24 protein-coding genes are annotated in these 26,390 nt (G+C 55.0%); 7 read left to right on the top strand and 17 right to left on the bottom strand.

Annotated features, from left to right (window positions below; genetic code table 11):
* From pheT to rpmI, 4 genes are all read right to left on the bottom strand, one after another.
* Positions 1-2,409 (bottom strand): phenylalanine--tRNA ligase subunit beta, encoded by a 2,409-nt coding sequence (gene pheT / locus IT893_RS18230; RefSeq protein WP_197146209.1) that lies wholly within the window; start codon positions 2,407-2,409, stop codon positions 1-3.
* Positions 2,410-2,413: 4 nt separating this feature from the next.
* Positions 2,414-3,484 (bottom strand): phenylalanine--tRNA ligase subunit alpha, encoded by a 1,071-nt coding sequence (gene pheS / locus IT893_RS18235; protein ID WP_197146210.1) that lies wholly within the window; start codon positions 3,482-3,484, stop codon positions 2,414-2,416.
* 114 nt (positions 3,485-3,598) lie between these two features.
* Positions 3,599-3,955, bottom strand: coding sequence for a 50S ribosomal protein L20 (rplT, locus tag IT893_RS18240; RefSeq protein WP_008888574.1), 357 nt, complete (start codon positions 3,953-3,955; stop codon positions 3,599-3,601).
* A 17-nt stretch (positions 3,956-3,972) separates the two neighbouring features.
* On the bottom strand, positions 3,973-4,170 hold the full coding sequence (rpmI, locus tag IT893_RS18245; protein WP_008888575.1) for a 50S ribosomal protein L35: 198 nt from the start codon (positions 4,168-4,170) through the stop codon (positions 3,973-3,975).
* 253 nt (positions 4,171-4,423) lie between these two features.
* On the opposite strand from rpmI, the gene IT893_RS18250 reads away from it, so the two are divergent.
* A complete protein-coding gene (locus IT893_RS18250) occupies positions 4,424-5,374 on the top strand; it encodes an AEC family transporter (protein ID WP_197146211.1) in 951 nt (316 codons plus the stop codon).
* A 63-nt stretch (positions 5,375-5,437) separates the two neighbouring features.
* Here the strand turns inward: IT893_RS18250 and IT893_RS18255 are convergent, their stop codons facing one another.
* The 4 genes from IT893_RS18255 to IT893_RS18270 all read right to left on the bottom strand — a co-directional run bounded on the left by IT893_RS18255 (position 5,438) and on the right by IT893_RS18270 (position 8,896).
* Entirely contained in the window at positions 5,438-5,842 is a 405-nt protein-coding gene (locus IT893_RS18255; protein ID WP_008888577.1) for a response regulator, read from the bottom strand.
* Positions 5,843-5,894: 52 nt separating this feature from the next.
* A complete protein-coding gene (infC, locus tag IT893_RS18260; protein WP_008888578.1) occupies positions 5,895-6,410 on the bottom strand; it encodes a translation initiation factor IF-3 in 516 nt (171 codons plus the stop codon).
* A 222-nt stretch (positions 6,411-6,632) separates the two neighbouring features.
* Complete coding sequence (locus IT893_RS18265) at positions 6,633-7,667, bottom strand: glycosyltransferase family 9 protein (protein ID WP_371810682.1); 1,035 nt, start codon at positions 7,665-7,667, stop codon at positions 6,633-6,635.
* Entirely contained in the window at positions 7,664-8,896 is a 1,233-nt protein-coding gene (locus IT893_RS18270; protein ID WP_252724003.1) for a glycosyltransferase family 4 protein, read from the bottom strand. Before IT893_RS18270 ends, IT893_RS18265 begins: the two co-directional genes overlap by 4 nt.
* Positions 8,897-8,935: 39 nt before the next feature.
* Here IT893_RS18270 and IT893_RS18275 point away from each other — a divergent pair, with 39 nt between their 5' ends.
* A complete protein-coding gene (locus IT893_RS18275; protein WP_252724004.1) occupies positions 8,936-9,745 on the top strand; it encodes a carboxylesterase in 810 nt (269 codons plus the stop codon).
* A 38-nt stretch (positions 9,746-9,783) separates the two neighbouring features.
* Here the strand turns inward: IT893_RS18275 and IT893_RS18280 are convergent, their stop codons facing one another.
* The 5 genes from IT893_RS18280 to tsaD form a co-directional block, all read right to left on the bottom strand.
* Positions 9,784-10,119, bottom strand: a complete 336-nt coding sequence (locus IT893_RS18280) for a Rieske (2Fe-2S) protein (RefSeq protein ID WP_197146212.1) — start codon at positions 10,117-10,119, stop codon at positions 9,784-9,786.
* Positions 10,116-10,529 carry an EVE domain-containing protein gene (locus IT893_RS18285; protein WP_197146213.1) on the bottom strand — a complete coding sequence of 138 codons (414 nt, stop codon included), beginning with the start codon at positions 10,527-10,529 and terminating at the stop codon, positions 10,116-10,118. Before IT893_RS18285 ends, IT893_RS18280 begins: the two co-directional genes overlap by 4 nt.
* Positions 10,530-10,532: 3 nt before the next feature.
* Entirely contained in the window at positions 10,533-10,811 is a 279-nt protein-coding gene (locus IT893_RS18290; protein WP_197146214.1) for a YciI family protein, read from the bottom strand.
* A gap of 102 nt (positions 10,812-10,913) precedes the next feature.
* Positions 10,914-11,918, bottom strand: a complete 1,005-nt coding sequence (locus IT893_RS18295) for an NAD(P)H-dependent glycerol-3-phosphate dehydrogenase (protein ID WP_197146215.1) — start codon at positions 11,916-11,918, stop codon at positions 10,914-10,916.
* A gap of 68 nt (positions 11,919-11,986) precedes the next feature.
* Positions 11,987-13,045: a tRNA (adenosine(37)-N6)-threonylcarbamoyltransferase complex transferase subunit TsaD gene (gene tsaD, locus IT893_RS18300; RefSeq protein WP_008888586.1), complete on the bottom strand. Its 1,059-nt coding sequence runs from the start codon at positions 13,043-13,045 to the stop codon at positions 11,987-11,989.
* Positions 13,046-13,334: 289 nt separating this feature from the next.
* On the opposite strand from tsaD, the gene hemC reads away from it, so the two are divergent.
* The 4 genes from hemC to IT893_RS18320 are packed head-to-tail and all read left to right on the top strand — an operon-like array spanning position 13,335 to position 18,016.
* The gene (gene hemC, locus IT893_RS18305; protein ID WP_197146216.1) at positions 13,335-14,279 is read left to right on the top strand and encodes a hydroxymethylbilane synthase; all 945 of its coding nucleotides are present in this window, start codon (positions 13,335-13,337) and stop codon (positions 14,277-14,279) included.
* 36 nt (positions 14,280-14,315) lie between these two features.
* Complete coding sequence (locus IT893_RS18310) at positions 14,316-15,023, top strand: uroporphyrinogen-III synthase (protein WP_252724005.1); 708 nt, start codon at positions 14,316-14,318, stop codon at positions 15,021-15,023.
* 57 nt (positions 15,024-15,080) lie between these two features.
* On the top strand, positions 15,081-16,595 hold the full coding sequence (locus IT893_RS18315; protein WP_197146218.1) for a COG4223 family protein: 1,515 nt from the start codon (positions 15,081-15,083) through the stop codon (positions 16,593-16,595).
* The gene (locus IT893_RS18320; RefSeq protein ID WP_197146219.1) at positions 16,592-18,016 is read left to right on the top strand and encodes a heme biosynthesis protein HemY; all 1,425 of its coding nucleotides are present in this window, start codon (positions 16,592-16,594) and stop codon (positions 18,014-18,016) included. The genes IT893_RS18315 and IT893_RS18320 overlap by 4 nt, the downstream gene beginning before the upstream one ends.
* Before the next feature lie 76 nt (positions 18,017-18,092).
* Here IT893_RS18320 and purH read toward each other — a convergent pair whose 3' ends face one another.
* The 4 genes from purH to IT893_RS18340 all read right to left on the bottom strand — a co-directional run bounded on the left by purH (position 18,093) and on the right by IT893_RS18340 (position 24,714).
* A complete protein-coding gene (gene purH / locus IT893_RS18325) occupies positions 18,093-19,670 on the bottom strand; it encodes a bifunctional phosphoribosylaminoimidazolecarboxamide formyltransferase/IMP cyclohydrolase (RefSeq protein ID WP_197146220.1) in 1,578 nt (525 codons plus the stop codon).
* Positions 19,671-20,014: 344 nt separating this feature from the next.
* On the bottom strand, positions 20,015-21,427 hold the full coding sequence (locus IT893_RS18330) for a VOC family protein (protein WP_197146221.1): 1,413 nt from the start codon (positions 21,425-21,427) through the stop codon (positions 20,015-20,017).
* A gap of 199 nt (positions 21,428-21,626) precedes the next feature.
* Positions 21,627-23,576 carry a nucleoside-diphosphate sugar epimerase/dehydratase gene (locus tag IT893_RS18335; protein WP_064780115.1) on the bottom strand — a complete coding sequence of 650 codons (1,950 nt, stop codon included), beginning with the start codon at positions 23,574-23,576 and terminating at the stop codon, positions 21,627-21,629.
* A 124-nt stretch (positions 23,577-23,700) separates the two neighbouring features.
* On the bottom strand, positions 23,701-24,714 hold the full coding sequence (locus IT893_RS18340; RefSeq protein WP_064780116.1) for a glycosyltransferase family 4 protein: 1,014 nt from the start codon (positions 24,712-24,714) through the stop codon (positions 23,701-23,703).
* Positions 24,715-24,935: 221 nt separating this feature from the next.
* Between IT893_RS18340 and IT893_RS18345 the strand changes: the two genes are divergently transcribed.
* On the top strand, positions 24,936-26,282 hold the full coding sequence (locus IT893_RS18345) for an RsmB/NOP family class I SAM-dependent RNA methyltransferase (RefSeq protein ID WP_197146222.1): 1,347 nt from the start codon (positions 24,936-24,938) through the stop codon (positions 26,280-26,282).
* Positions 26,283-26,390 lie beyond the last annotated feature (108 nt).

The following is a 26,390-nucleotide window of genomic DNA, read 5'->3' on the forward strand; positions in this document are numbered from 1 at the left end:
TCAGGCGCGCAGAGAGCCACCCGTGGCTTTCTCAACCGCTTCGACAACCTTTTTGCAGACCGCTTCAATTTCTTCTTCGGTCAGGGTTGCCTTGGTCGGCTGCAGCGTGATCGAGAAGGCGAGTGACTTCTTGCCATCCTCAATCCCCTTGCCTGCATAAAGGTCAAAGATCGTCACATCCGTGATCAGATTACGATCGGCACCTTTGGCGGCCGTAATGATCGCCTCTGCCTTCACACCTTCATCAAGCAGGAAGGCAAAGTCGCGTTCGACCGACTGGAAGCTTGACGCGTTCAAGGCCGGACGGGCTGTACCCTTTTTCTTGGGGCTAGGAACGTTTTCAACAAACAGTTCAAATGCCACAACGCGGCCTTTGACGCCAAGCGCCTTAAGCACCTTCGGATGCAATTCGCCGAAATAGCCCAGAACATTTTTCGGACCCAGCTGCAGGGCTGCCGAACGGCCCGGGTGATACCATTCCGGTGCACCATCGGTATTGACCTGAACATTGGCGGCACTGGTACCCAGTGCTTCGATCAGGGCTTCGGCATCGGCCTTAACATCAAACACGTCGACATCACGGCGTGAACCGGTCCAGCTGCGCGGGGTTGTTGCACCGGAACGCAAACCTGCGGCCACCAGACGCTGATCGCCCGGCTGATCGCCAAAGAATTCCGGACCAACTTCAAACAGCGCCAGATCGGAAAAACCACGGGCCTGGTTACGACCGGCCGCCGCTATCATATTGATCAGGGCGTTCGGGCGCATGATATCAAGGTCGGAACTGATCGGGTTCGCCAGATACAGACCGTCTTTGAGTTCACCAAACAGTTTGGCCCAACGCGAGTCGGTAAATGACCAAGTCACGGTTTCATAAAGACCGCGCGATGCCAGAACGCGGCGGGTCAGACCAACGCGTTTCTGGAACGGCGACAAGGCCGGAACCGGCAAGCTGGTTTCACGTTCCAGCGGGACAGTCGGGATTTTGTCATAACCGACAATGCGCAGGACTTCCTCGACCAGATCGGCTTCACCGATGATGTCCGGACGCCAGGTCGGTGCGACGGCGTTAATAACCGGTGCAGAACCACTAACCTCGAAGCCCAGAGATTTCAGGATTTCAATCGCACGATCTGCTTCAACTGCAACGCCGCCCAGCTCACGAATACGATCAATGCGCAGATCAAAGGCGTTGCGCGGATTTGGTACTTCGCCCGCCTTGACGACATGGGATACTTCACCCCCGCAGATCTCGGTGATCAGATGGGTGGCAACTTCCATGCCCCAGGCAACCGACTGCGGATCAACGCCACGCTCAAACCGATAGCGCGCATCCGAATTGATCTGAAGCTTACGACCGGTCTTGGCAATGCTGATCGGATCGAACAGCGCGCATTCGACAAACACATTGGTCGTTTCTTCAAGGCAACCAGTTTCTTCGCCACCGATAATACCACCAATGCCCAGTGCCTTTGCCTGATCGGCAATCACCACCATGGAGTCGGAAAGTTCGTACTCCTTGTTATCAAGGGCTGCGATCTTTTCACCACTGGTCGCATAACGCACATTGATATCACCTGACAGTTTGTCGGCATCAAACACATGCAGTGGACGACCAAGGTCATGAGTTACTAGGTTGGTGATATCCACCAGTGCGGAAATCGGACGCAGACCGATGGCTTCCAGACGGGCTTTCAGCCATTCCGGGCTTTCAGCATTTTTCACACCACGGATGTAACGGCCATAGAAGGCCGGAACCGCATTATTGGTGGCAATATCGCTGCTGATCGTAACGCCAATCGGGCTGTCAAACGCACCAGTGACCGGCTCTTGGCGCGGATCGGCCTTAAGCGTTCCGATGCCCGCAGCCGCCAGATCGCGGGCGATCCCGCGAACACCGGTACAATCCGGGCGGTTCGGCGTCAGGCCGATTTCAAGGATCGGATCATCCGCACCAAGGACAGACGCAACCGGCGCACCGATTTCGGCATCTTCAGGCAGTTCGATGATGCCGTCATGGTCTTCACCAAGGCAGAGCTCACGGGTGGAGCACATCATGCCCTGACTTTCGACACCACGGATTTTGCCAGGCTTGAGTTTTGAGCCATCAATCGGAATGATCGCGCCCGGCTGTGCCAGTGCGACCTTAAGTCCCGTACGGGCATTCGGCGCACCACAAACGACCTGAATGATCTTCTCGCCGGTATTAACGCGGCAAAGCTTCAGGCGATCAGCATCGGGATGCTGGCCGGCTTCTTCAATGTGGGCGACACGGATGTCGGCAAGGGCTGCCGCGCGGTCGGTCACGCCTTCGATTTCAAGACCGATATCGGTCAGTTTTTCTGCAACCACCTCAATCGACACATCGGTATCAAGGTGCTGTTTCAGCCAATTCAGTGTGAATTTCATAATCTCAGCCCCTTACCATGTTCGGTACATCCAGCGGCACGAAACCATAATGTTTCAGCCAGCGCAGATCGGTATCGAAGAAGGTGCGAAGATCAGGAATACCGTATTTCAGCATGGCGATACGTTCGATCCCCATACCAAAGGCAAAGCCCTGATATTCTTCGGGGTCAAGGCCACAGGCGCTAAGCACGCGCGGATGAACCATGCCGCAGCCAAGAATTTCCAGCCAGTCGTCGCCTTCACCAATCTTGAGCTCCCCACCTTTGCGCGAACAACCGATATCCATTTCGGCACTCGGCTCGGTGAACGGGAAGAAGCTTGGACGATAGCGGACCGGCACATCATCAAGTTCGAAATAGGTTTTGACGAACTCAAGTAGACAGCCCTTGAGGTGACCCATGTGTGTCTTCTTGTCGATCACCAGACCTTCGACCTGGTGGAACATCGGCGTATGGGTCATATCGCTGTCAGATCGATAGGTACGACCCGGCGCAATGATGCGGATCGGCGGGGTTTTCGACTGCATGGTCCGAATCTGCACCGGCGAGGTGTGCGTTCTCAGCACAAGGCGCGAACCATCTTCCTGTTCGGGCAGATAGAAGGTGTCCTGCATTTCACGCGCGGGATGTTCCGGCGGAATGTTCAGTGCGGTAAAGTTATGGAAGTCGTCTTCAACATCCGGGCCTTCGGCCAGTGCAAATCCCATTTCGCCAAAGATCGAGACGATTTCATCAATCGTCTGGCTGATCGGGTGAATGCGGCCCGCGGTTTCATCCGGACGCGAGGACAGGGTGACGTCAATCCGCTCGCCCGACAGACGCGCCTCGAGGGCATCATCCTCAAGGGCAGTTTTACGGGTTTCGATTGCGCCAGCGACCTGGTCCTTGACGGCATTAAGCGTCTGACCAAATTCACGACGCTGGTCAGGGTCCATCTTGCCAAGGTTTTTCATCAGGCCGGTAATGCGGCCTTTCTTGCCAAGGGCGCTGATGCGGACGTCTTCAAGCGCGGTCAGATCCGCTGCCTTTTCGACTTCCGCCAGAACCTCTTCGCGCAATGCTTCGATGTTTTCCATAACTTCCGACGCTTTGGCTTGGGTTTAAAAATCACAAAAAGAAAAGGGACGGCCAATATGGCCGCCCCTGATCAAATCAGGCAAGTGCCGATGAAACCTTTTTACAAAGGTTTATCAGTCCAGTGCAGCCTGCGCCTGGGTGACAAGAGCTTTGAAAGCTTCCGGCTCACGCACTGCGATGTCGGCAAGAACCTTACGGTCCAGTTCAACACCAGCCTTTTTCAGGCCATTCATGAACTGGGAATAGCTCAGACCGTTCTCACGTGCGCCAGCGTTGATACGCTGAATCCAGAGCGAACGGAACTGGCGTTTCTTAACGCGACGATCGCGGTATGCATACTGCAGACCTTTTTCCACAGCCTGAACGGCGGTGCGGAAAGTATTGTTGCGGCGACCGCGGTAACCCTTGGCAGCCTTAATAACCTTGCGGTGACGAGCGTGTGAAGACACGCCCCCTTTTACACGAGCCATTTAACTCTCCTTCAACCTTAACCGTACGGCAGGAATTTTTTGACGATGCGGGCATCTGCGTCACAGAGGATCTCCGTGCCACGTGCCTGGCGCTTCATCTTGGTCGGTTTCGCAGTCAGAAGGTGGCGCTTGTTTGCCACGTTGTGACGGACTTTCCCGCTGGCGGTCAGGCGAAAGCGTTTTTTCGCACTCGCTTTGGTCTTCATCTTGGGCATTTTTCTATCCTTGCAAAAGCAATGAAAACGAAATCCCCTACGGCGGCTGGGCATGCCCTGAAGGATCTATATAAACCTTCCAGCCTCACCACCTGTTTTGGGGACGGGTGGTTATAGACTCCGACTTTACCTTTTTCAAGGGCCAATTCAGCCCTTTCCCCTTGCTTTTTGGGACATTGAGCCGCCATTGTGCGCAGGCACCACTTTTTCAGACCTAATCCATCATCGCGCATTTTGCCATCTGACTGATCACATGTCGCAAATCACATCAATCATTTTGCCATTCTTTGCACTGATCGGCCTTGGCTGGATTGGCGGTAAGTTCAAGATCGTATCACCCGACGGGATGCGCGGCATCAACGGGTTTGTGTTCTATTTTGCGCTGCCCGCCCTGTTGTTCAAGGCACTTGCAACCCGAAGCCCGTCAGAGATTTGGCAGCCTGACATCATCCTCGCCTATGGCGGTGGTACTCTTGTGGTTTATGGCATTTCGCGGCTCATCGCCTCGCGCGTGTTCCATCTTGATACGGCCAGCCAGACGCTGTTTTCCTTTGCCGGAACCATGGGCAATGTCGGCTTCATGGGGCTTCCGCTGATCATCGGGCTGCTTGGCCCTCTGGCGACTGTGCCGCTGATTGTCGCGCTTGCAGTTGATTTGATTGTGATGTTGCCGCTCTCGCTTTTGTTGCTGGAAGGGACAAAGCACGCCAAGGGCAGCAATCCGACAGGCAAGATCATAAGAGGTACCCTGACGAACCCGGTTGTCCTTGCAATTATCATCGGTGTGCTTGCAAGTTTGCTTGATCTTGATTGGCCCGACGGCGTTGACTACTTGCTGGACTTGTTGGGGCAAAGTGCTGGCCCGGCGGCATTGTTTGCCATTGGCGTTGCGCTGGTTGGGCGACCGATTGCCGAAAAGCGCGCCGAACTTGCCACCATGTCGGTTGCCAAACTGATTGTGCATCCGATTGCGGTATTTATCGGGTTTTGGATTGTTGGCTCAGCAAGCGGACTTGAAACAAAGGCCGTCTTGTTACTGGCAGCTCTTCCGACAGCGGGAAATGTGTTCGTGATAGCAACGACCTATGACCGTTATATCGTGCGAAGTTCCTCGATCGTGCTGGTGACCACCGCACTTGGCGTGGTCAGCTTTTCTATCTTCTCGGTCTATATCGAGACGGTTGTCGGGTGGCTTGGCCATTGAAAGGGCCATAGCGGCCTGAGATCAGAAAGAATGGCCAAAACACAATTAGGCTCTCAGCCGCAGTCAGATTGCTGTCTTGATGGTATGCGCCCGACCGATCCATTTTTCGATTCGGCTCATCAGTTTTTCGCGATTGATCGGTTTCAGGACGAAATCATTGCCGCCGGCGGCAACACCACCCCGCAGATCCTCTTCACCCTGTCGCGCCGTGACATAAATGATTGCACAGGCCAGATCGGGGAACTGGGTCCGGACATTGATCGCGGTCTCGAACCCGTTCATGTCAGGCATCATGATATCCATCAGGATGATGCGCGGACGTTTGGTCTTGAGAAGTTTAAGAAGATCCTTGCCAGAGGAAACACCCTGAAACGTGAACCCGCCGCTTTCGACGATTCGTTTCAGAAGAACCAGACTTTTGGGGTCATCATCGACGCCCACGATCAAAAGATCATTTCCGACTGGCATGGCATTCCCTCTTTGGCTTGAACCTTGGGGTAAAAAGGCAAAACGCCGCGTCTTAACGCGGCGCCAGTACCATAATCATAACACGGCCTTCCATCTTTGGCATCATCTCCGGTTTTGCGAGGTCCTCAAGGTCCCCCGAAAAACGCTGAAGCATGCCAAGACCGAGGTCCTGGTGAGCCATCTCACGTCCGCGGAAACGCAACGTGACTTTCACCTTGTCTCCACCGCCAAGAAACTTCTGCGCAGCACGCAGTTTGACGTTGTAGTCATGGATATCGATGTTCGGACGGAGTTTGATCTCCTTGACCTCGATAACCTTCTGTTTCTTTTTGGCCTCGTTCTGCTTCTTGCTTTGTTCGTATTTGAACTTGCCGTAATCAATCAGCTTGCAAACTGGCGGCTCGGCATTCGGAGCGACTTCGACAAGATCAAGTCCAGCTTCCGCTGCCATTTCAATGCCTTCACGCACCGTCATCGGGTCGGACATGTTGCCTTCAGAGTCAACAACACAGATGGAACGGGCTTTGATATCCTCATTGACGCGCGGACCTTCCTTGGTCGGCTGCATCGGTTTGCGTGGTCGTGCTATGGATAATCTCCTATGGTCATCAAACAAATCGGTTAGAAACAGAAAAACACGCAAGGACGTTCAGGGATGTTTTCCTTGAAACCTGACCTAGCATATCCACGTGCGTTCAGAAAGCAATGATTTTAGGCAATTACAGCGCCCTCAAAGCGCCATTTTCCGCGCCTTTGTCCGAGATCGCCAAATCAAACAAATCCTGCAATCCTAGTCGGTGAGATCAAGGCGCTCACGAATGACATCCATCACCCGGTTTACCGTCAATTCTCGCAGATCACTCTCGCGTATAATACTGACTGCATTAGGAGCGTGCCCGCGGGGTGCACAGCGCTTTGGATCGGACTCACGTGAAAACAAAACCACTGACGGTGCACCGGCCGCGGCGGCGATATGCATCGGACCGGTATCATTGCCGATTGCCAGAACCGAACGCGCTGCAAGCGATGCAATATCAAGAAACCCGGTACGCCCCATCAGATTGCGTGCCTTGGGGCACATCTGATCAATCCGGTTCAGAACATCTGCTTCACTATCGGTTCCGATCAGAACCGGGGTCAACCGATAGTCTGCCAGTTTCTTGGCAAGAAGACCGAACCGCTCAGCCGGCCAGCGTTTCGCCGGACGGTGTGGTGCGCCACCTGGGCAGATCAGAACAAACGGGCTTCGAATGCCAAATCGGTCTAGGTCTATATCGGGCCCTGAAATGTATGGTGCTGGAACATCCTTGATACCGGCATCAGCGAGCTGGTCCGCATGCCGATCAATCGTATGCATATTTGAGCGCTCAGGATTGGCATGTGGATGAGAGCACCCACTCGCAATCCCTGACCATTCCGGCTTGGGTCCTGGCCAAAACAGTTTATAATAAAAGCCGGTCCGGTCGGACGTCTGCAGATCATAAACCCGGTCAAAATTACCGTTCCGAAGAAAGCGTCGCAGCGCCAAGACTTCACGCACTTGAATCAGTTTTGGGCGACGGTCGATAGCGATCGAATCAAAAAATCCGCTGGCCTTCATCAGATCAACATAAGGCCGCGTGGTCAGCACCGTGATATGCGCATCTGGATGGGCGGCACGGATGGCCGCAAACGGACCCATCGCCAAGACAACGTCGCCAAGCGCAGAAAGTTTGATGACAAGTATGCGTTTGCGCTTGGACTCTTCCGTCCCTTCCACAGGCTGTTCATCAACCCAGAAATCATCAGGATTCACGGACATGCTTTCGGTTTTATTGTCGGTCATGCGGCGTTCCCGATGACCCGTTTCAGCGCCTTGGCATAGACATTTAGTGTCCGCTCAGCCATTTGTTCCAAAGAGAATTCTGCAATCACATGATCCCGTCCCTTTATCGCCAACTTGGCGCGCTTTTCAGGTGTCAGGCTAAGAACCTGAACCAAAGCACGGGACAGTTGATCAACCTTGCCTGGACTTACGAGCCAACCAGTTTCGCCGGGCAGTACAGTTTCCATCGCCCCGCCATGCGCCGTAGAAACAACTGGCCGCCCCATTGCCTGCGCTTCAGAGGGGATACGACCAAAAGCCTCCGGCTGAGTTGACGGACAGGCCACGACATCAGCAAGCATGTATGCTGCTGGCATATCGTTGCAGTGGTCTACAATGTGCACAACATCCTCAAGACCCAGCTTATGCGTGATCTGCAAGACCTCTTCGCGATAGCCTGTGCGGCCCTGATCGGATCCAACAATCAAACAGCGAACCTTCCGGTGTCCAAGTGCCTCAAGAACGGCCGGCAGTGCCTTTATCAGGAAACCATGCCCCTTCCAGCGCGTGATACGCCCCGGCAACATGATGACATATTCCTCACCATTCAAACGCCATTGGTTGGAAAGCGCAATCAGGCGTTCCTGACTGACATTTTCCGGATTGAACAAATCAACATTCGTCCCACGCGGGACGATATTGAGACGATCCGGATCGACCTTGTAATATTTGTTGATGTGATTGGCGATGTGCTTGGAAATCGCAATCACCTGATCACCCATGGTCATGATCGCGTTATAGCGACGCTTGAACGGGTTGTTGTATCCTGAATAGGTGCCGTGGAAGGTCGTCACAAACGGAATGCCGGTCTTGCGCGCCGCAAAATACGCACTCCAGGCCGGGGCACGCGATCGGGCATGAATGATATCAACACCCTCTTCACGGATCAGCTTGACCAAAGCATCGATATTCTTGCGCATGGTCAGAATATTCTTTGATTTAAGCGGCAGGGTGATGTGCTTGGCACCAAACCGATCAAGTTCGCGTTCGAGCCGACCGCCTTGGGATGCGACAAGTGCCTTGCCACCGCCATCGACAATAGCGCGCGCGATATCAACCGTGCCGCGCTCCACACCACCTGCATCAAGTTCGGGAAGCACCTGTAAAATAACGGCAGGCCGATAGTCCCCACCTTGCGCTTGGGGCTCTGATCGATAGACTGTTTCTGTCATTACTTCTGACGCGCTCATGCAACTCCAACCATCAACACCCAAGGACATACGCCCCGGATGACCCATGACCTGCCAACGCCACAGCCTGAAAAGCCCGAATATCTCAACCGTCCAGATGGTTTAAAAATCGCATACCATCACGTGCCGGGCAAGCCATCTGACGTACAGGTGCACAATACACCCGGTGTAATGTTTCTCGGCGGGTTCATGTCAGACATGACCGGCACCAAGGCAACCCACCTTGAGGCGCACTGCATTCGGCAGGGGGTGGCTTATACCCGCTTTGATTACACTGGTCACGGACAATCGTCGGGCAAATTTGCCGATGGCACCATCGGTCAGTGGGCACGTGATGCCATTGCAGTTCTTGATGAAATCACCTCCGGCCCACAGATTCTTGTCGGTTCTTCGATGGGCGGCTGGATCATGCTTCTCGCAGCCCTCGCCCGACCGGAACGCATTGCCGGATTGGTTGGCATCGCCGCTGCTCCTGACTTTACCGAAGACCTGATGTGGGCGCAGTTCAGCGAAGAACAGAAAAACACGATTATGGATGAAGGAGCGCTGATCGAACCGACCGAATACGGTGATGATCCTTATACGATCACTCGCGATCTGATTGAGGATGGCCGCAATCAGCTTTTATTGCGCAAGCGGATTGATCTGAAATGCCCGGTCCGGCTGGTTCAGGGTATGCAGGACCCGGATGTGCCATGGCAGACAGCGATCCGCCTGACCGAGGCGCTGGTATCTGAGGATGTCCGCGTGGATTTGATCAAGACCGGCGATCATCGGCTTTCGAAGCCAGATCAGCTTGACGTGATCACCAAGCATATCGACGAAGTGATCGCAAAGACGGTAAGGTAAGTCGCCGTCTTTGCATCAATTTCGGGTACGGCAGACGATCAGGCCAGAACGACCTGATCGCCTTTTATTTTCACCGCAACCGGTTCAAGCGCATCGCCCGTGCACGGACCTGAAACGCATTCGCCATCCTCGATGCGAAAGCGTGCGCCATGAGTTGAACAGATGATTTCATCGCCAAAGTCGCTGATGAATTCATCCGGTTCCATATCCAACGGCACACCGATATGCGGGCAGCTGTTGATATAGCCAAAGACCTCGTCACCACTGCGGACAACGAAAATACCGGTACCACCGAGATTAAGACCCTTGGCACCAGTAGCATCGAGATCGCTGAGCGCACAAAGCACCGTGCCGGGCGCAGGCAAATCACTCATGGATCGACCCCGCCCATCTCGCAGATCGCCGCCCAAGACGCGTCATCAATCGGCATGACAGACAATCGTGATTGTTTGAGCAGGGCGAGATCGGCAAAGCGCGGATCAGCCTTGATATCGGCAAGGGTCACTGGCGTTTTCAACGGTTTGACCGTTTCGAAATCAACCTGAACAAACTTGCCCTTTTCGTCGGTCGGATCCGGGTAATATTCGCGCACCACTTTAACAATCCCGACAATGCGTTTTTCATTCACCGAGTGATAAAAGAACGCCTTGTCGCCGATTTTCATCGCGCGCAGGTTCTTCGCTGCCTGATGGTTACGCACACCATCCCAGCCTTCGACACCCTTCTTGACCTGATCGTCCCACGACCAGCTTCCCGGTTCGGTTTTGACCAGCCAATACGCCATGGATCAGAAGACCTTCTTGAACGGACGAATAACAACGGATTCGAACAGGCCAGCCTTGGAATAAGGATCATTGGCAGCAAATTCGCGCGCATCTTCGATGGCATCAAACTCGATGATAAAGACCGAGCCGTTCATGCCTTCCATGTCGGGATCAAGGGTCGGACCAGCTGCGACAATGCGATCAGCAAAACCGCCTTTGATATAGGCCAGATGGTCTTCGCGATTGGCCTTGCGCACATCAAGGTGGCCGGGCTTGTCAACACAACGGATGTAGAAATGCATGAACGGTTTCCTGCTTCTTTATGGGTTCAATATCCATAAATTGACAGAAGCCCCGCGCATTCTCAAGCCGAACTGCGCGGTCAACAACCACAAGGCCAGAATTTAATCGGCGTTTTCAAGCTCATCACGGAACGGGCGCTGCAACAGGGCATTGATCGTGCTACGCAGATCCGCATCGTGATTGGCGACCTGATCAACCGCCGCACAGATCGGCATTTCCACACCATATTTGCTGGCGACGGCGGTGATGGATGCCGCGGTATGCACGCCTTCGGTCACGGACCGGCGTTCGGCCAGAATGTCCTGTGCCTTGCGGCCTTCGCCCAGCGCAACACCAAAGGTGTAATTGCGTGATAACGTCCCGGTACAGGTCAGGGTCAAGTCACCAAGGCCGGCCAAGCCCAGCATGGTTTCAACCCGGCCACCCATGGCAACCGCCAGACGCGACATTTCGGCAATACCACGGGTAATCAGGGCTGCACGAGCGTTATCACCCAATTTCAGTCCGGCCACCACGCCACTGGCAATCGCCAGAACGTTCTTGATCGCACCAGCCACCTCAACACCAGCGACATCGGTACTGAAATAGGGACGGAATTCCGGCGTGCCGATCAACTCGACCAGGCGTTTACCCAGGGCACGATCTTCACAGGCCAGCGTGATTGCGGCTGGCAGGCCGATTGCAACCTCCTTGGCAAAAGTCGGCCCCGAAAGGACCGCCACCGGCACGTTTCCAAGGGTTTCAGAAACGACCTGTGCCATCAGCGCACCAGTTTCCTTTTCAATCCCCTTGCAGCAAATTACCGCCGGAAGCTGATCTGGCCAATGCGATGACAATTTGATCAGGGTTTCGCGCAAATGCTGCGCAGGTGTCACCAGCAAAACCGCATCAGAATCACGCAGGCCTTCGTAATGTGTGGTTGCGCGCAAGGCTCCCGGAAGCTCGACACCCGGCAGGTAAAGATCGTTCTCACCTTTGGTGTTGATCCGGTCGGCCAGTTCTTCGTTGCGCAAAATCAGTTCAACGTCTTCACCGGCCCGCACAGCCTGAACAGCCAGAGCCGTTCCCCAAGCACCGCCACCCACAACTGTAATGCGCTTTTTCATGATGTTTGTCCGGCAAAAATGAAGTTGTTTCGAGGATCGGCAAATACGTCAAACACGCTGGATGGGCCTTACGCCTTGACCCCGGCACCCGGGCGTTTGGGGGCCTCAGGATCCAGTGGCCAGCGCGGACGCGGCTTGAAATCAAGATCATCGCGCTCACCCAAACGAAACCGCTCCAGACCGGCCCATGCAATCATCGCTGCATTGTCGGTGCAAAGATGAAGCGGCGGTGCGACCAGTTCCATCCCGGCCTGATCGGTCAGTTCCACAAGACGCCCACGCAGATACTTGTTGGCCGCAACCCCACCGGCAAGCACCAGCGTTTTGCCACCGGGGTAATCGCGCATGAATTCAAACACGGCATTGCGCGCGCGATCAATCAGGGTATCACCCACCGCGCGCTGGAAAGATGCGGCAAGGTCGGCTTTGACCTCATCTGTTTGTTGTTCGACCGGAAAGCCATCAAGATAAGTCCGAACAGCTGTCTTTAGACCCGAGAAGGAGAAATCGCACCCCGGCCTTCCACGTAATGGGCGCGGCAAACCGAACCGGTTCGGATCACCCTTGGCGGCAATCTTTTCAAGCGCCGGACCACCGGGATAACCAAGCCCCATCATCTTGGCGGTTTTGTCAAACGCCTCGCCGACCGCGTCATCAATGGTGGTGCCGATGCGCTTGTATTTGCCAACACCCTCGACAATCAGGACCTGACAATGACCACCGGACACCAGCAACAGCAGATAGGGAAATGCGACGTCGTCGGTCAAACGCACAGTCAGCGCGTGACCTTCCAGATGATTGACGGCAAGGAACGGTTTTTGGGCGGCAAAGGCAATCGCCTTGGCCGTCATGGTACCGACCATCACGCCACCGATCAGCCCCGGCCCCCCGGTGCAGGCAACGGCATCAAGATCATCAAAATCAACACCGGCATCATCCATGGCCTCGGCCACCAGACGATCAAGATGTTCAAGATGGGCACGTGCGGCAATTTCCGGCACCACGCCGCCATAGGGTCGATGATCGTCAAGCTGAGACAGCACACGGTTAGCCAGAATTTCGCGCTTGTCGTTCACGACAGCGGCGGCCGTTTCATCACAGCTTGTTTCGATACCCAGAACGATCATGATCCTGATCCGTTTTACCAACTCTGCCGACACGGACGGCAATCGGAATCCTATTACAGGTGTGACGATGATGTAGCGGAAAGTTCCTGCGCTTTCCACCCCCGTGCAGCGCAAGTGCCATATGCAGTTATCGCGCTTCACGAAGGCAGCGAAGATTTTGAACCGCGACCTAAATCAATGCAGCCCAGTTTCGAGCGATTACAATAACCGAAAATTCAGCCTTTTGCCGATGGTAATAGGCTGCCCGCAGACCTTGTTTTTAAACAGTTTTAAGACTAAGACTTCACTCATGACAGATACAGCAAAACTTCGCATCGGTACCCGCGGTTCGCCCCTGGCTTTGGCACAGGCCCACGAGGTTCGTGACAAACTGGCAAATGCCCATCCGGAACTCGCCGAAGAAGGCGCAATTGCCATCACCGTGATCACCACAACTGGCGACAAGATCCTTGATCGAGCCTTGTCGGAAATCGGCGGCAAGGGACTGTTTACCAAGGAAATCGACGATGCCCTTCTGAGTGGCGAGATCGACCTTGCTGTTCACAGCATGAAGGATGTGCCAACTGTTCTGCCCGATGGCATGATCCTGCCAACCATCCTGCCACGCGAAGATGTCCGCGATGCATTTATTTCGCTGAAATATAAAAGCTTTGCCGAAATGCCAGCCGGGTCCGTGATCGGATCGGCCAGCCTTCGTCGGCAGGCCATGATCCTGAATAAATTTCCCGACCTCAAGGTCGTGACATTCCGCGGGAATGTGCAAACCCGTTTGCGCAAACTCAGCGAAGAACAGGTTGATGCCACACTTCTGGCAATGGCGGGCCTGAACCGTTTGGGGCAGCCTGACATCGCCACAGCCCCGATTTCAGAAGACGATATGTTGCCAGCGGTTGCGCAAGGCGCCATTGGTATTACCATCCGCGAAGATGATGCACAGTGCAAAAAATGGCTGGCTGCGCTTCATTGCGAAACCTCTGCCATTCGTGTGGCAGCAGAACGTGCAGCGCTTAAGGCACTTGATGGATCATGCCGCACCCCGATCGCAGCGCTGGCAGAGTTTCAGGATGATGGCGGTCTGCGCCTGCGTGTATCGATTGTGCGTCCGGACGGCAGCGAACGCCTTGATACCGAACGCATGATCGCCAAACCGGATATCGCAACGGCAATGGCGGCTGGCACGGATGCCGGTGAAGAACTCAAGCAACGTGGCGGACCGGACTTCATTTCCGCCTGATCTTGGTAACAGACTGGGACGCAGATGGGACCCTTGGTGCTAAATACCCGGCCCGATACCGACTCTGCCGACCTTTTGGCAGCACTTGATAAGCGCGGCTATCGTCACCTGTCTGCGCCAATGCTGAATATTACCTTTCCGGTGCCGACAGGCCCGCTTGATATCAAGAAATACCAAGCAGTGATTTTCACATCGGCGAACGGGGTCCGGGCATTTGCCAAACTGACCGGGGATCGGTCGCTTCCGGCCTATTGTGTTGGCGACGCGACAGCCAGAACGTGCGCCATATTTGGCTTTGATGATGTTTATTCGGCAAATGGTGACATCAACGATCTGGCAGCCTTAATTCGCAAAAAAGTTGATCCCGCACATGGACTACTTTTCCATCCGGCCGCGCGTAAAACGGCGGGTGATCTTGGCCAGATGCTTTTGGCTGATGGATATGAAGTCGATCGGCAAACCGTCTATGAAGCACAAGAAAGCAAGTCGTTCCCAGAAGACGTTTTAGAGGCGCTTCGTAATCATCATATTGAAGCTGTTTTATTTTTCTCTCCCCGCACTGCGGAAACCTTTGTTAAGCTGGTCCGCAGCTATAAGCTGGAAAGAGACTTGTCCGGAACAAGCGCGATTTGCCTAAGTCCGGCGGTGCAATCGAAGATATCCGATCTTACATGGTATAGAACACGCGTTGCATCACAACCGACACAAGAATACCTTCTTTCCGAGCTAGGGTCCCTGTCGTAATGGCTTCCTGCGCCTGACGCCGTCTTGGGAATAACCGCAAACTGCAATGGTCTGATCGTGAAAACACCAGAAACGCCAAAAACCAATGCTTCCGCAAAATCGGCCGACACCAAAGAGTCGTCCGACACCATTTCCGTAGATAGCAAAGGCAATGCGAAATCGTCGGCCAAAGCGGCCGATACCGGCACAACTGCCAAATCCAGCGTGCCAAACTCAGGCACGGTCAAATCTGGTGACACCACTGCGAAAAAGGACGGCAGCCCTGCGGACAAAACCGCAAGCAGCACAACTACCGCAGCAACCGGCACGTCAAAATCCGACACCAAAGCCGGTGACGATAAAAAGACATCTTCAGCGAAATCGAGTGCGCCCGCAAAACAGAAAAGCGGTGGCGGCAAAGCGCTGTTTTTGTTTGTGATCATTATCGTCGGTGCCCTGGCAGCAGGCTGGCTGACACGCGCAATCTGGTGGCGCGATGCAGAACCGGTTCTGACCCAGTATGTACCAAGCGATATTCTTGCCGAAATCGCACCTGAGGGCTACGGCCCGGATGCGACCAATGGCAGCGAGATTACAGTCACCAACACCCCGTCAGACAATGGTTCATCTGATGGTACAACGCCTCCGGCCCCCAACGAAGATGCCGCCATGGCCGAAAAGGATGACGGCGTGTTGGCGACCGAGGGGATGCTTCCGACTGTTACGGATGAAAGCGCCTCGACCGCGAACTCCAACCCCATCCCGGATGGATCCGTTGTCATCGACCCAGACCTGACCGAACGCCTTTCGCGTTTGGAAGGCACGATTGATGCCCTTCGCGAACGTCTGAACAATGAACGTGGCGATACACTGAACAACACGGTTGCACGCCGCATGGCAGAGATCGAAACCCGTACTGCCCCGATTGAGGAACTGGCACGGGTCGAGAGCGAACTGGCTGGTGTCGCCAATGAAATGCGCGAGCTGTCTGCCCGCCTGTCGACCATGGAGGAAGAAATCCGCGCGACCAGCGGTCTGCGGGTTGAAAGCCGCGGTCAGGCCATTGCCATGGCTGTTACCATTCTGCGTGATGCCCTTCAGCGTGGCGGGCCGTTTGTCATTGCGCTGAACCAGCTTGAACGCAGTGCAGGCGATGACGAAGTTATTGCAGAACAGATCGCAACCCTGAAACCATTGGCAGATCAAGGTGCACCGACCCTTGAAAAACTGCGTCAGTCTTTCCCGGTGATGGCACAGGAAGCAGTTGCTGCTGCCACGGATGATCATTCGGGCAGTGTCCTTGATGCGACTTGGGCGAACATCAAAAAGCTGGTCCCGATCCGGCGTGTTGATGCCGCAGGCGAAGAGTCGCTTGAAGGCCGTCTGGTTCTGGCGGAAAACGCGTTGGCGCAGGATGATCTTGATGCCGCCGTTGCCGCCCTTCAGGGTATAGAAGGCGATCACGCCGCAGCCGCGGTAAGTGATTGGCTTGAGGCTGCCGAAAACCGTCAGACCCTTAACCAGGCAATTGCGACGCTGAGTTCACACGCGATTACCATTCTGACCAGTACCAGTTCGGAGGGCAGTCAATGATCCGCCTTCTGATCTTTATCCTGATTACAGCAGCACTGGTTTTCTGCACCGTCTGGTTTGCCGATAATCCGGGCCGCATGACGATTGTCTGGCTGGGATATCGCTTTGACGGATCGATTGGCATGGTCGCCTTGGGCCTCTTGGCGCTAACCGCTGTGCTCGTCCTGCTGTGGCGCGGCTGGACAATCATTGCCAATTCCCCGGGCTGGCTTGGCCGCCTGCTGGGCAGCCGCCGCCGCAAGAAAGGTCAGCAAGCCCTGACCATGGGATTGCTGGAACTGGCGTCAGGCGATGTGCGCCAGGCGCTGAAACATACGCGTGCGGTCGACCGGTATCTTGAAGACGATACCTTGACCCGGCTTTTGACAGCGCAGGCGGCAGAATTGGACGGCAATAATGACGCCGCCAAGCGCCAGTTCGAAGCCATGCTGGAAAAACCCGACTCCGCATTCTTTGGCCTGCGCGGCCTTTTACAATTGGCGTTGAAGTCTAATGACCGCGAAGCCGCCCTTGATTATGCCGAACGGGCACACCGTCTGCGTCCACGCAATCCGGCGGTCATCGTGACACTGTTTGACTTGCTGCTGACCTCAAGACGCTGGGACCGGGCGCTTAGCCTGTTGGTCGATGCAGAAAAGGCCGCCGTCTTTAGTGAAACCGAACTGATCCATCGCCGTGCGCTTTTGATCACGGCCAAGGCAGAAGACGCGATTGCCGAGGGCGAAAATGCAGAAGCCACCAAGCTTTTGCGCAAGGCGCTGAATTCTGCACCCGATTTTACCGGTGCGGCTGTGCTTCTGGCCGGGCTCTATCGTGATCTGAAACAGGATAGCAAGGCACGCGACGTTGTGATGCAAAGCTGGCGCACAGCCCCGTCGGCAGCACTAGGTGCGATTTTCCGCGAAACGCTGACCGGCGATCCGTTGGCAAAAGTCAAAGCGGTCGAAAAACTCGTCGCGACCAACCCCGGTCATGTCGAAAGCCAGATCGTTCTGGCCGAAGCAGCGCTTGAAGCCGATCTTTGGGGGATTGCGCGCGGCAACCTTGAAAAGGCCATGGCAACCAAGGCCGAAGCCCGGCATTACCGGCTGTTGGCCGATCTTGAACTGCGTGAAAATCAGGATGGCGCGAAGGCCCGTGAATTGCTGATCAAGGCAAGCCATGCCAACCCGGACCCGGATTGGCGTTGCGGGGCCTGCGGGGCCGAAACTGACCGCTGGGTTGTTTCCTGCCCGTCCTGTCATTCATTTGGCAGTGTCGACTGGCGCGCACCGCTTCGTGTTCATCAGGATGACGCCGCCAAGAAAAACGCAGAAGCGGAAACTGCAAAACCGTCTGCGATTACCCAGACTGGCGTCGTTATTGATCAGGATACAGATTCGGATGGCGCCAAAGATGGCAAGGCAACCGTCCGAGGCTGATGTTTCGTTCTGATGCAATCAACACAAAACCCCGCAAGGCAGCCTTGCGGGGTTTTGCTTTTAGAGTCCAAAGCGCCTAGTGGCGGAAATGACGCATGCCGGTAAAGACCATGGCAATGTCATTTTCATCGGCTGCGGCGATGACTTCTTCGTCACGCATAGAACCACCTGGCTGGATCACTGCGGTCGCACCCGCCTTGACCGCGGCCAGAAGGCCATCGGCAAACGGGAAGAACGCGTCCGACGATACCACTGATCCCTGTGTGCGCAGATCGCTCTCACCGGCATTCTTGCCAGCTTCTTCGGCTTTCCACGCGGCAATGCGCGAGCTGTCGACACGGCTCATCTGACCGGCACCGATACCGACGGTCTTGCCGTCTTTGACATAGACAATGGCGTTTGATTTGACGTGCTTGCCAACGCGGAAGGCAAACAGAAGGTCATCAAGCTCTGCCTCGGACGGCTTGCGCTTGGTCACGACCTTAAGCTCTTCGCGTTTCACACGACCCGCATCGCGGTTCTGAAGCAGGTAACCGCCTGCCAGCGAACGCAGGGTCATGTCTTCACCTTCCGGATCGGCCATGCCACCGGTGACCAGAAGACGCAGGTTTTTCTTCGCTGCCAGAACTTCCTTCGCCGCGTCATCGGCATCCGGGCAAATCACGACTTCGGCAAACAGTTTGGCGATTTCTTCGGCCGTCTGTTTATCAAGGGTACGGTTGACCGCAATGATGCCGCCAAATGCCGATACCGGATCACAGGACAGTGCCTTGTGATAGGCATCAATAAGGCTGTCACCCTCGGCAACGCCGCACGGGTTGGCATGCTTGATGATCGCAACAGCCGGCTTTTCATCGAACTCGGATACCAGTTCGAACGCGGCGTCGGTGTCGTTCAGGTTGTTAAACGACAGTTCCTTGCCCTGAAGCTGGGTTGCGGTTGCTACACCCGGGCGGTTTTTGCCGTTGGTATAGAACGCAGCCTGCTGATGCGGGTTTTCACCGTAACGCAGCGTCTGTTTCAGTTCGGCAGAAACATTCAGGCGCTGCGGGAAGGTTTCACCAAGTTCACCAGCAAACCAGCTGGAAATTGCCGAGTCATAAGCACCGGTGCGGGCGAACGCCTTGGCGGCGAGAACGCGGCGGGTTTCAGCCGTGGTGGCACCACCATTATCATTCATCTCGGCAACGACGCGGTCATAATCGAACGGATCAACAACCACAGTCACGGACTCGTGGTTCTTGGCCGCAGAGCGGATCATGCTTGGGCCACCGATATCGATGTTTTCGATGCAGGTGTCGAAATCGGCACCCTTGGCAACGGTTTCTTCGAACGGATAAAGGTTCACACAGACCAGATCGATCGGGGAAATGTCGTTATCTTCCATTGCCTGCATATGGCTGGAAAGAGAACGGCGACCCAGAAGGCCGCCGTGAATCTTCGGATGAAGAGTCTTGACACGACCGTCCATGATTTCGGGAAAACCGGTGTGATCGGCAACTTCCTTGACCGGTACGCCAGCGGCTTCAATCGCCTTGGCAGAGCCACCGGTTGACAGGATTTCAACACCCTGTGCGTGGAGGGATTTGGCAAATTCGACCAGACCGGTCTTGTCGGAAACGGAAATAAGCGCGCGCGCAATACGAGCAGTCATTGGGTTCGCTTTCATGCATCAATGTGATGAAGGTTGCGGACCCATTGATGATATATCGGCCCACAAAATCAGGAATTCGCATGGCTGCTCGTGCATGCGAAATGACAGTGTGCGGGCAAACCGGCCTTCGAACGGGACCGGACAACAATGCATCCGATCCGGGCCGACACATGATCAATGAGTCCGAACCATGTTTCGCGCGGAGCTTTAGCATGTGCGACGCAAAATGTGGACCCCGAATTCTTGCATGGCGGGTTTTAACAATCAGGCCAGCAAACCTTATCGCCCAGCAAAAAACGGGGCGGCATCGCTGCCACCCCGTTCCGGTTTTACCAAGTGTCGGATCAGGCAACGTTTTTACGCACACCCAGTGTTTTGAGCGCCTCATTAAGTGAGGCCTGCTCGAGCCCGGCATAAAGTGCAAGTTCGTCACGAACCGGCGCACCAAGGCATTGTTCGAACACGTCCTGGTTGGATTGTTCTGAATAGTTTTTCTGCTCGTCACTACCAAGATTCGATTGGAAAATCCCTGCAGCACTGACCGGCAGGAAGTCCTCGTAGATGATCGGATCGGCGCGCAGATAGCCCTGATCGACCAGTTCATTGATCGCAGTTACCGGATCAAGATCGCCTTTCTTGGCCGCATTCAGACCAGCCTTGGTCGGGCTATAGCGGAAGAAGGCCAGCTTTTCGACGCGCAAGGTCTCATAATCATCCGGGAAAGCGCGGAAACGCTCTGCCAGTTCTGTTTCGTAATCACGTGCGTTGGATCCACCGGCATTGATCTGCACCGCATGACGGGTCGCGGCCAAGAGCGTGTCATAAAGCTTGCGACCCTCGGCGGTCAGGGCAATCCCGCGCTGCTCGATCTCGCCAAAGCGGGCGGTATGGGTGCCAACCGTTTCATCATGACGATCACCGATAAAGTTCACCCGTTCTTCAAGCGCCTTGAAGCTGGTCTGGCGCAGCAAGATCGGGCAAGACCGCGCGGGCGGGCCTTCGACAATTGCCTTTGGCGTGATGCCGCGTTTGGGCATGTCTTGCTGCACCGCATCGATATCCAGGGTGCGCGGCGTCAGGTGATTGATATGCGGCCCCTTGAAGCAGACCACATCGGCAATCAGGCGATGGGCGTCATGAAGCTTCTGGTAGGTTTCAAGCGTGACGGTCGCATCGCTATGCCAACGGAAAGTTTCCAGTGCCTCGGCAACGAACTGTTCGGCCTGTATACGGGTCAGGCCGCCGTTTTTCTCTGCCAGATAAATCAGCTTAGTGGCATCCGCGGTAAAGATGTTGCGCTTGGCAAGGATGCTTTCGGCTTGATGACGCAAATCCTCGTCCTCGATCAATTCAAGACGCAGGAGCGAGGTAAAGACACGGAACGGATTGCGTTTAAGCGCTTCCTCGTCTATCGGGCGGAAGGCCGTTGAATGTACCGGCACACCGGCAACAGACAGATCATAATAGCCCACCGGATGCATGCCCATGACCGCAAACAGGCGGCGCATATTAAAAAGCTCTTCTGGTTTGCCGAGCCGGATCGCGCCGTGGCGTTCAAGGTCGATACGCTCAAGCTCGCCATTATATTCAAGGCTGTCGGCAAGTTTGGGATTGGCTTCCAGTTTGTTCTGATTGATCTCGTAAACCAGCTCCATCAGGGTGCCGTATTGTGGCACTTCACTGCGATACATGTCGGACATCGCGCTTGAAAACATCGAACGGATTTCATCGGGATGGACAAAGGCGTCTGTCGACATGGGGCCTCCAAAAGACGGAATCACATTGAACCTGTGGAATGGCCTTACTCGGCAAAATCATTCCCATTCATCATCAGGATGGCAAAATATGATCCGGTTTCGGGCATGACAAACGACAATTTGGCACGAATTCATTCCATCAAAGAATGAACGTGCAGATCATTGAAACAACAATTGGAAATGCAGTGAGAAGCAGCTTTTAAGAGGCTGCCTCGGTTTCACTGCCGTTGCTACCTGCAAAGATCGACTTCACACCGATCTCGGGCGGCTGGAATTCCGGCACCAATTGGCTGATCAGCTCCAGCGTTTTGGAAGTGTTGCGGTTGGTGGCACTGTCTTCCAAAGCATCAAAGACCTGCTTGATCAGGCCATAATCCACCACACGCGGGGCAGCCAAAAGCACCCCATCGGTCTCGGTCTGGACAGGCGGTTCGGAATCGTGGAAAAGCTCTTCATAAAGCTTCTCACCCGGGCGCAAACCGGTGACCTTGATTTCCACGTCCTTGTCCGGCTGTAAGCCAGACAGCAGGATCATCTGTCGCGCCAGATCGATGATTTTGACCGGGCGGCCCATATCAAGGACGAAGATCTTCCCGCCCTCGGTCACCCCGTGGCGCCCAAGTTCAGCTGATTGCAAAACAAGTTCCACCGCCTCGGCAATGGTCATGAAGTATCGGGTGATGCCTTCATGCGTGACAGTCAGCGGCCCACCCGCCTCAAGCTGGCGCTTGAACAGGGGCACCACAGACCCGGTAGAACCCAGAACGTTGCCAAAGCGCACGGTGACAAACCGGGTCGACCCGCGCTGATCAAGCGGCAGGGTCTCCAGCGCCTGACAATAACATTCCGCCAGCCGCTTTGATGCGCCCATGACATTGGCGGGGTTCACCGCCTTGTCGGTTGAAATCAGAACCATTGTGCCCACACCGGCGGCACGACAGGCCTCAGCCACATTACGCGTGCCCAGCGTGTTGGTCAGAATGCCTTCATTGGGGTTGTGTTCGACCAGCGGCACATGCTTGTAAGCCGCCGCATGGAACACTATTTCGGGCTTGTAGAGATCAAAAACCTGACCGATGCGGGTTTGATCGCGGACATCCCCTAGGATGCTCTCACGCGGCAAATCCGGATATTTTTCCGCCATTTCCATATCGATGGCGTAAAGCTGGAATTCCCCGGCATCCAATAAGGTCAGGCTGTCCGGGCCATAAGATGCGATCTGACGCACCAGTTCCGAACCAATTGATCCGCCGGCACCAGTCACCAATACCCGCTTACCAGCAATCATTTCTCGCACACGATCGCGATCCAGTCGCGCCTGCGGGCGACCGAGCAAATCTTCAATCGCCACCGGGCGGATTTGCAGCGGATCGGCCAAGCCTTCACGCAGATCGCCCAGCTTGGGCAAACGGGCCAGGGTCATGCCATAGCGATCAGCAATCTCGACCCACTTGGCATTGTCTTCATGACGCAGTGCATCACCACTCAGCACCAATCGGCGCGGCAAGCCATGCCTGCCCTTTTGTAATTTCTGAATGACATCTTCAAGCTGATCGACAGTCGCCAGAACGTCAACACCATGCATGTTGCGACCAACCCGGCCCTGAGTCAGCGAAACGATACCAATGACCTTGAACGGAGTATTAGCAGATCGTTCGGTTTCACGGATGAAGGCTTCTGCCTCATCGCCCGCGCCGATCAACAAGACCGAAACACGTGCTGTTCCCTGACGCACCAGTGCGCGTGCGGTCGATTTGTCCTTGGTAATCCGATAGGTCAGGCGTGCCCCGCCAAGCAAGGCCATCAGAAGGAACCACTGAATGATTGGCGCCGAACGTGGCATCCAGTCCAGACGTGTGGTCAGAAACAGAACAATAAAAAGAACCGCGACAGCAACCGATACGGCCTTGGCAATACGGATCACATCGTTGAGCGATGCATAGCGCCAAATGCCACGATACAGACCGAAATACCAGAAGGACACGGCTGCGATCAGCGTGAAAATGCCAGACGAAAACAGAATATTTTGCGTCGCATAGTAGACCACACCGTCCCCCACCCGAAGATAGAGCGCCAACGGGAAGGAAAGTGCCGCCATGATGATGTCATGGACAAAGGCAATATGGCTTCGCTGAAATAATCGCAGCATGCGGTCCCTTACCGGCAGATTTCTGTTTTTATAAGGATATACCCGCTTGGCGACAGACGGATAAGGGTTTCTTTTCGCGCTCTGCTCACATCAAGTCAAGCAATGCACGTAATAGTCTGATCGATCAGGTGCCGGGTGTTTCGCGAACCGGCATTCTCACCATCATACCGACAAGCCCCAACACAACGATCAGTGCTGCAATCACCCGCATCCAGTCCGGCGTATCACTTTGGGCAAAGCAAACAGCAATCAGAATAAGGTTGCTGGCAAGGATCATGATCGACACCCGGGCATGCGAAAACCCACGCTGGGTGGCTTTCTGATAGAAATGTTCGCGATGCGCTTGCCAGATTTTCTCGCGCCGCAAGGCGCGTTTGATCAGGGTAAATGTTGCATCAAACAGATAATAGGATGGCAAGATCAGTGCGATGGCCCATGCCCCTTCGGAGGCGACCTTTAACAACAGCCATCCCAGAATAAAGCCAAGCGGGATTGATCCGACATCTCCGAGAAACAGCTTCGCCGGATGCCAGTTCCAGATCAGGAACCCGATCATGATCGCAAGAATGCCAAGCCCGATATAGCCAAGCCCGATGAATTGCGGCAACGGCACAAAAAGCGCGAGCACAAAAATCCCAAGGCCGATTGACCCGGCCTCGACCCCGGTAATCCCGTCAATCCCGTCCATGAAATTGAACAGATTAATGAACCACACCCAAGCCAACACCACCAACACGTGATCCAGCCAGATCGGCACCAGTCCACCCAGAACCGGCTTATCAAGGGCCAATATGCCAATGATCACCGCAATAAATTGCACAGCAAAACGCTTGGCCGCGGAGAGGTCATGACGATCATCAAGCCAACTGAGCAACGCGAGCCCGGCACAGGCCCCCAGCATCAGCCATTCACCAATAGCCGAAACACCGGTAAAGGCAAAAACGACCGCAACCAGCACAATCAAAAGCGGCGTCACCGCAAGCCCGCCGCCACGCGGGGTCGGTACAGCGTGACTGGAACGGTGATTTGGCATATCAAGGATCGCCTTGCGCCGCAGATAGTTCAGAACCACCCACGTCAGCAACATCGAGCCGATCAGAAAGATGCTTGCAAAGGTCGCAAGTCCGGCAAAAGTCATCGTTGGATCGCCCTTGTCCCTGTCCCCATCAGATTGATCCGTCTGGATTAGCCGGACCCATTCCCTATCGCAAGGCTTTTCACCCTGCCCCGCACCATCCTGCCACCATTCCCGACACAGCCGCACAGAGCAGCCATGCCACGCAAAACCATGGTTGATGCTTTACAGTTTGCCATGCTGCGCTTAACTACAGCACATAAACTAAAACCGGAGATATCCCTTTGGCAGAACGTCGTTCCCGTCCATCCCAGCGCAATGCCCCCCGCAAACAGGCGGTTGAGGCACCCGATCCGCGTATGCTTGCGCTTAAAACCCTGCAGGAATTGCGCGGCGGTGAAGTGACGTTGGACGAACTTCTGTCAAAGCATGGCTATGGCCTGCCGTCGCTTGATCGCAATTTCCTGCGTCAATTGCTTGGCACCACGCTGCGCCATCTGGGCGAAATTGATGCCGTACTTGCCCCGCGTTATCAACCACCACAGGACCGGGTCGCAGCACGCTTGACCAACATCCTGCGGCTTGGTGTAGCGCAGCTGTTCTTTATGGATACGCCTGACTACGGTGCGGTCGACAGTACGGTCAATCTGGCGCGTGATGCGGGTTTGCATAAATACACCAAACTGATCAATGCCATTCTGCGTGGCTTGCAGCGTGATGGCTTTGAATGGCCGGAAGGCGTTGAGGACTGGCAGCTCAACATCCCGGCATGGCTGCGCGGATCCTGGAAAAAGGCCTATGGCGCCGAGATCGCCCAAGGCATTGCCGAAGCAAGCCTTGGCCACGCGATGCTGGATCTGTCGATCAAGGATCGCAGCCAGACCGCCGAGTGGGCCGAAAAGATGGATGGCATTGTCCTGCCGACCGGATCGGTGCGACTTGAACCGGGTCGCCGTATCCGTGATCTTCCGGGTTACAAGGATGGCGACTGGTGGGTGCAGGACGCAGCAGCAGCCATTCCGGCAACGCTGTTTTCGGCTTACAAGGACAAAACCATCTATGACCTGTGCGCGGCACCGGGTGGCAAGACCATGCAGCTTGCATCCCTTGGTGCGAGTGCAATTGCGGTCGATAAATCCGAAGGTCGCCTGAAACGCGTGTTTGAAAACCTAGAGCGTGTATCGCTTGGTGCGGCTGTCGTAACCGGCGATGCCACCGATCTTGCGCCTGATACGCCGCGCGCCGATGCGGTTCTTTTGGACGCACCCTGTTCAGCCACAGGCACCATTCGCCGCCATCCGGACATTCTGCTGCGTCAGAATGACAAGCTGATGCAATCGCTTCTGCCGATTCAGACCAAGCTGCTTAATCAGGCGGACAAGCTTTTGAATGTCGGTGGCGAGCTGATCTATTGCACCTGTTCGCTGCAACCCGAAGAAGGTGAATATCAGGTCAAATCGTTCCTGGCGGATCATCCGAACTATGAACGCAAAGCCATCACCGCCGACGAACTGGGTGGCTGGGATGAGGCAATCAACGATGCGGGTGAATTGCGCATTCTGCCCATTCACATGGCCGATTTTGGCGGCATGGATGGCTTTTTCTGTGCGCGACTTGTCAAAAAATCCTGATTTCCGGACAGAAGACTCGGGTTTGGCGCACACAGAGCTGCCATGAGTCCCATTCGGGTGACATGTGGGGTAATCTGGGGTATGAGAAGCCCGAATTTCCCGTATCCC

It is taken from the genome of Thalassospira sp. A40-3, assembly GCF_015871485.1.
Taxonomy (GTDB): domain Bacteria; phylum Pseudomonadota; class Alphaproteobacteria; order Rhodospirillales; family Thalassospiraceae; genus Thalassospira; species Thalassospira tepidiphila.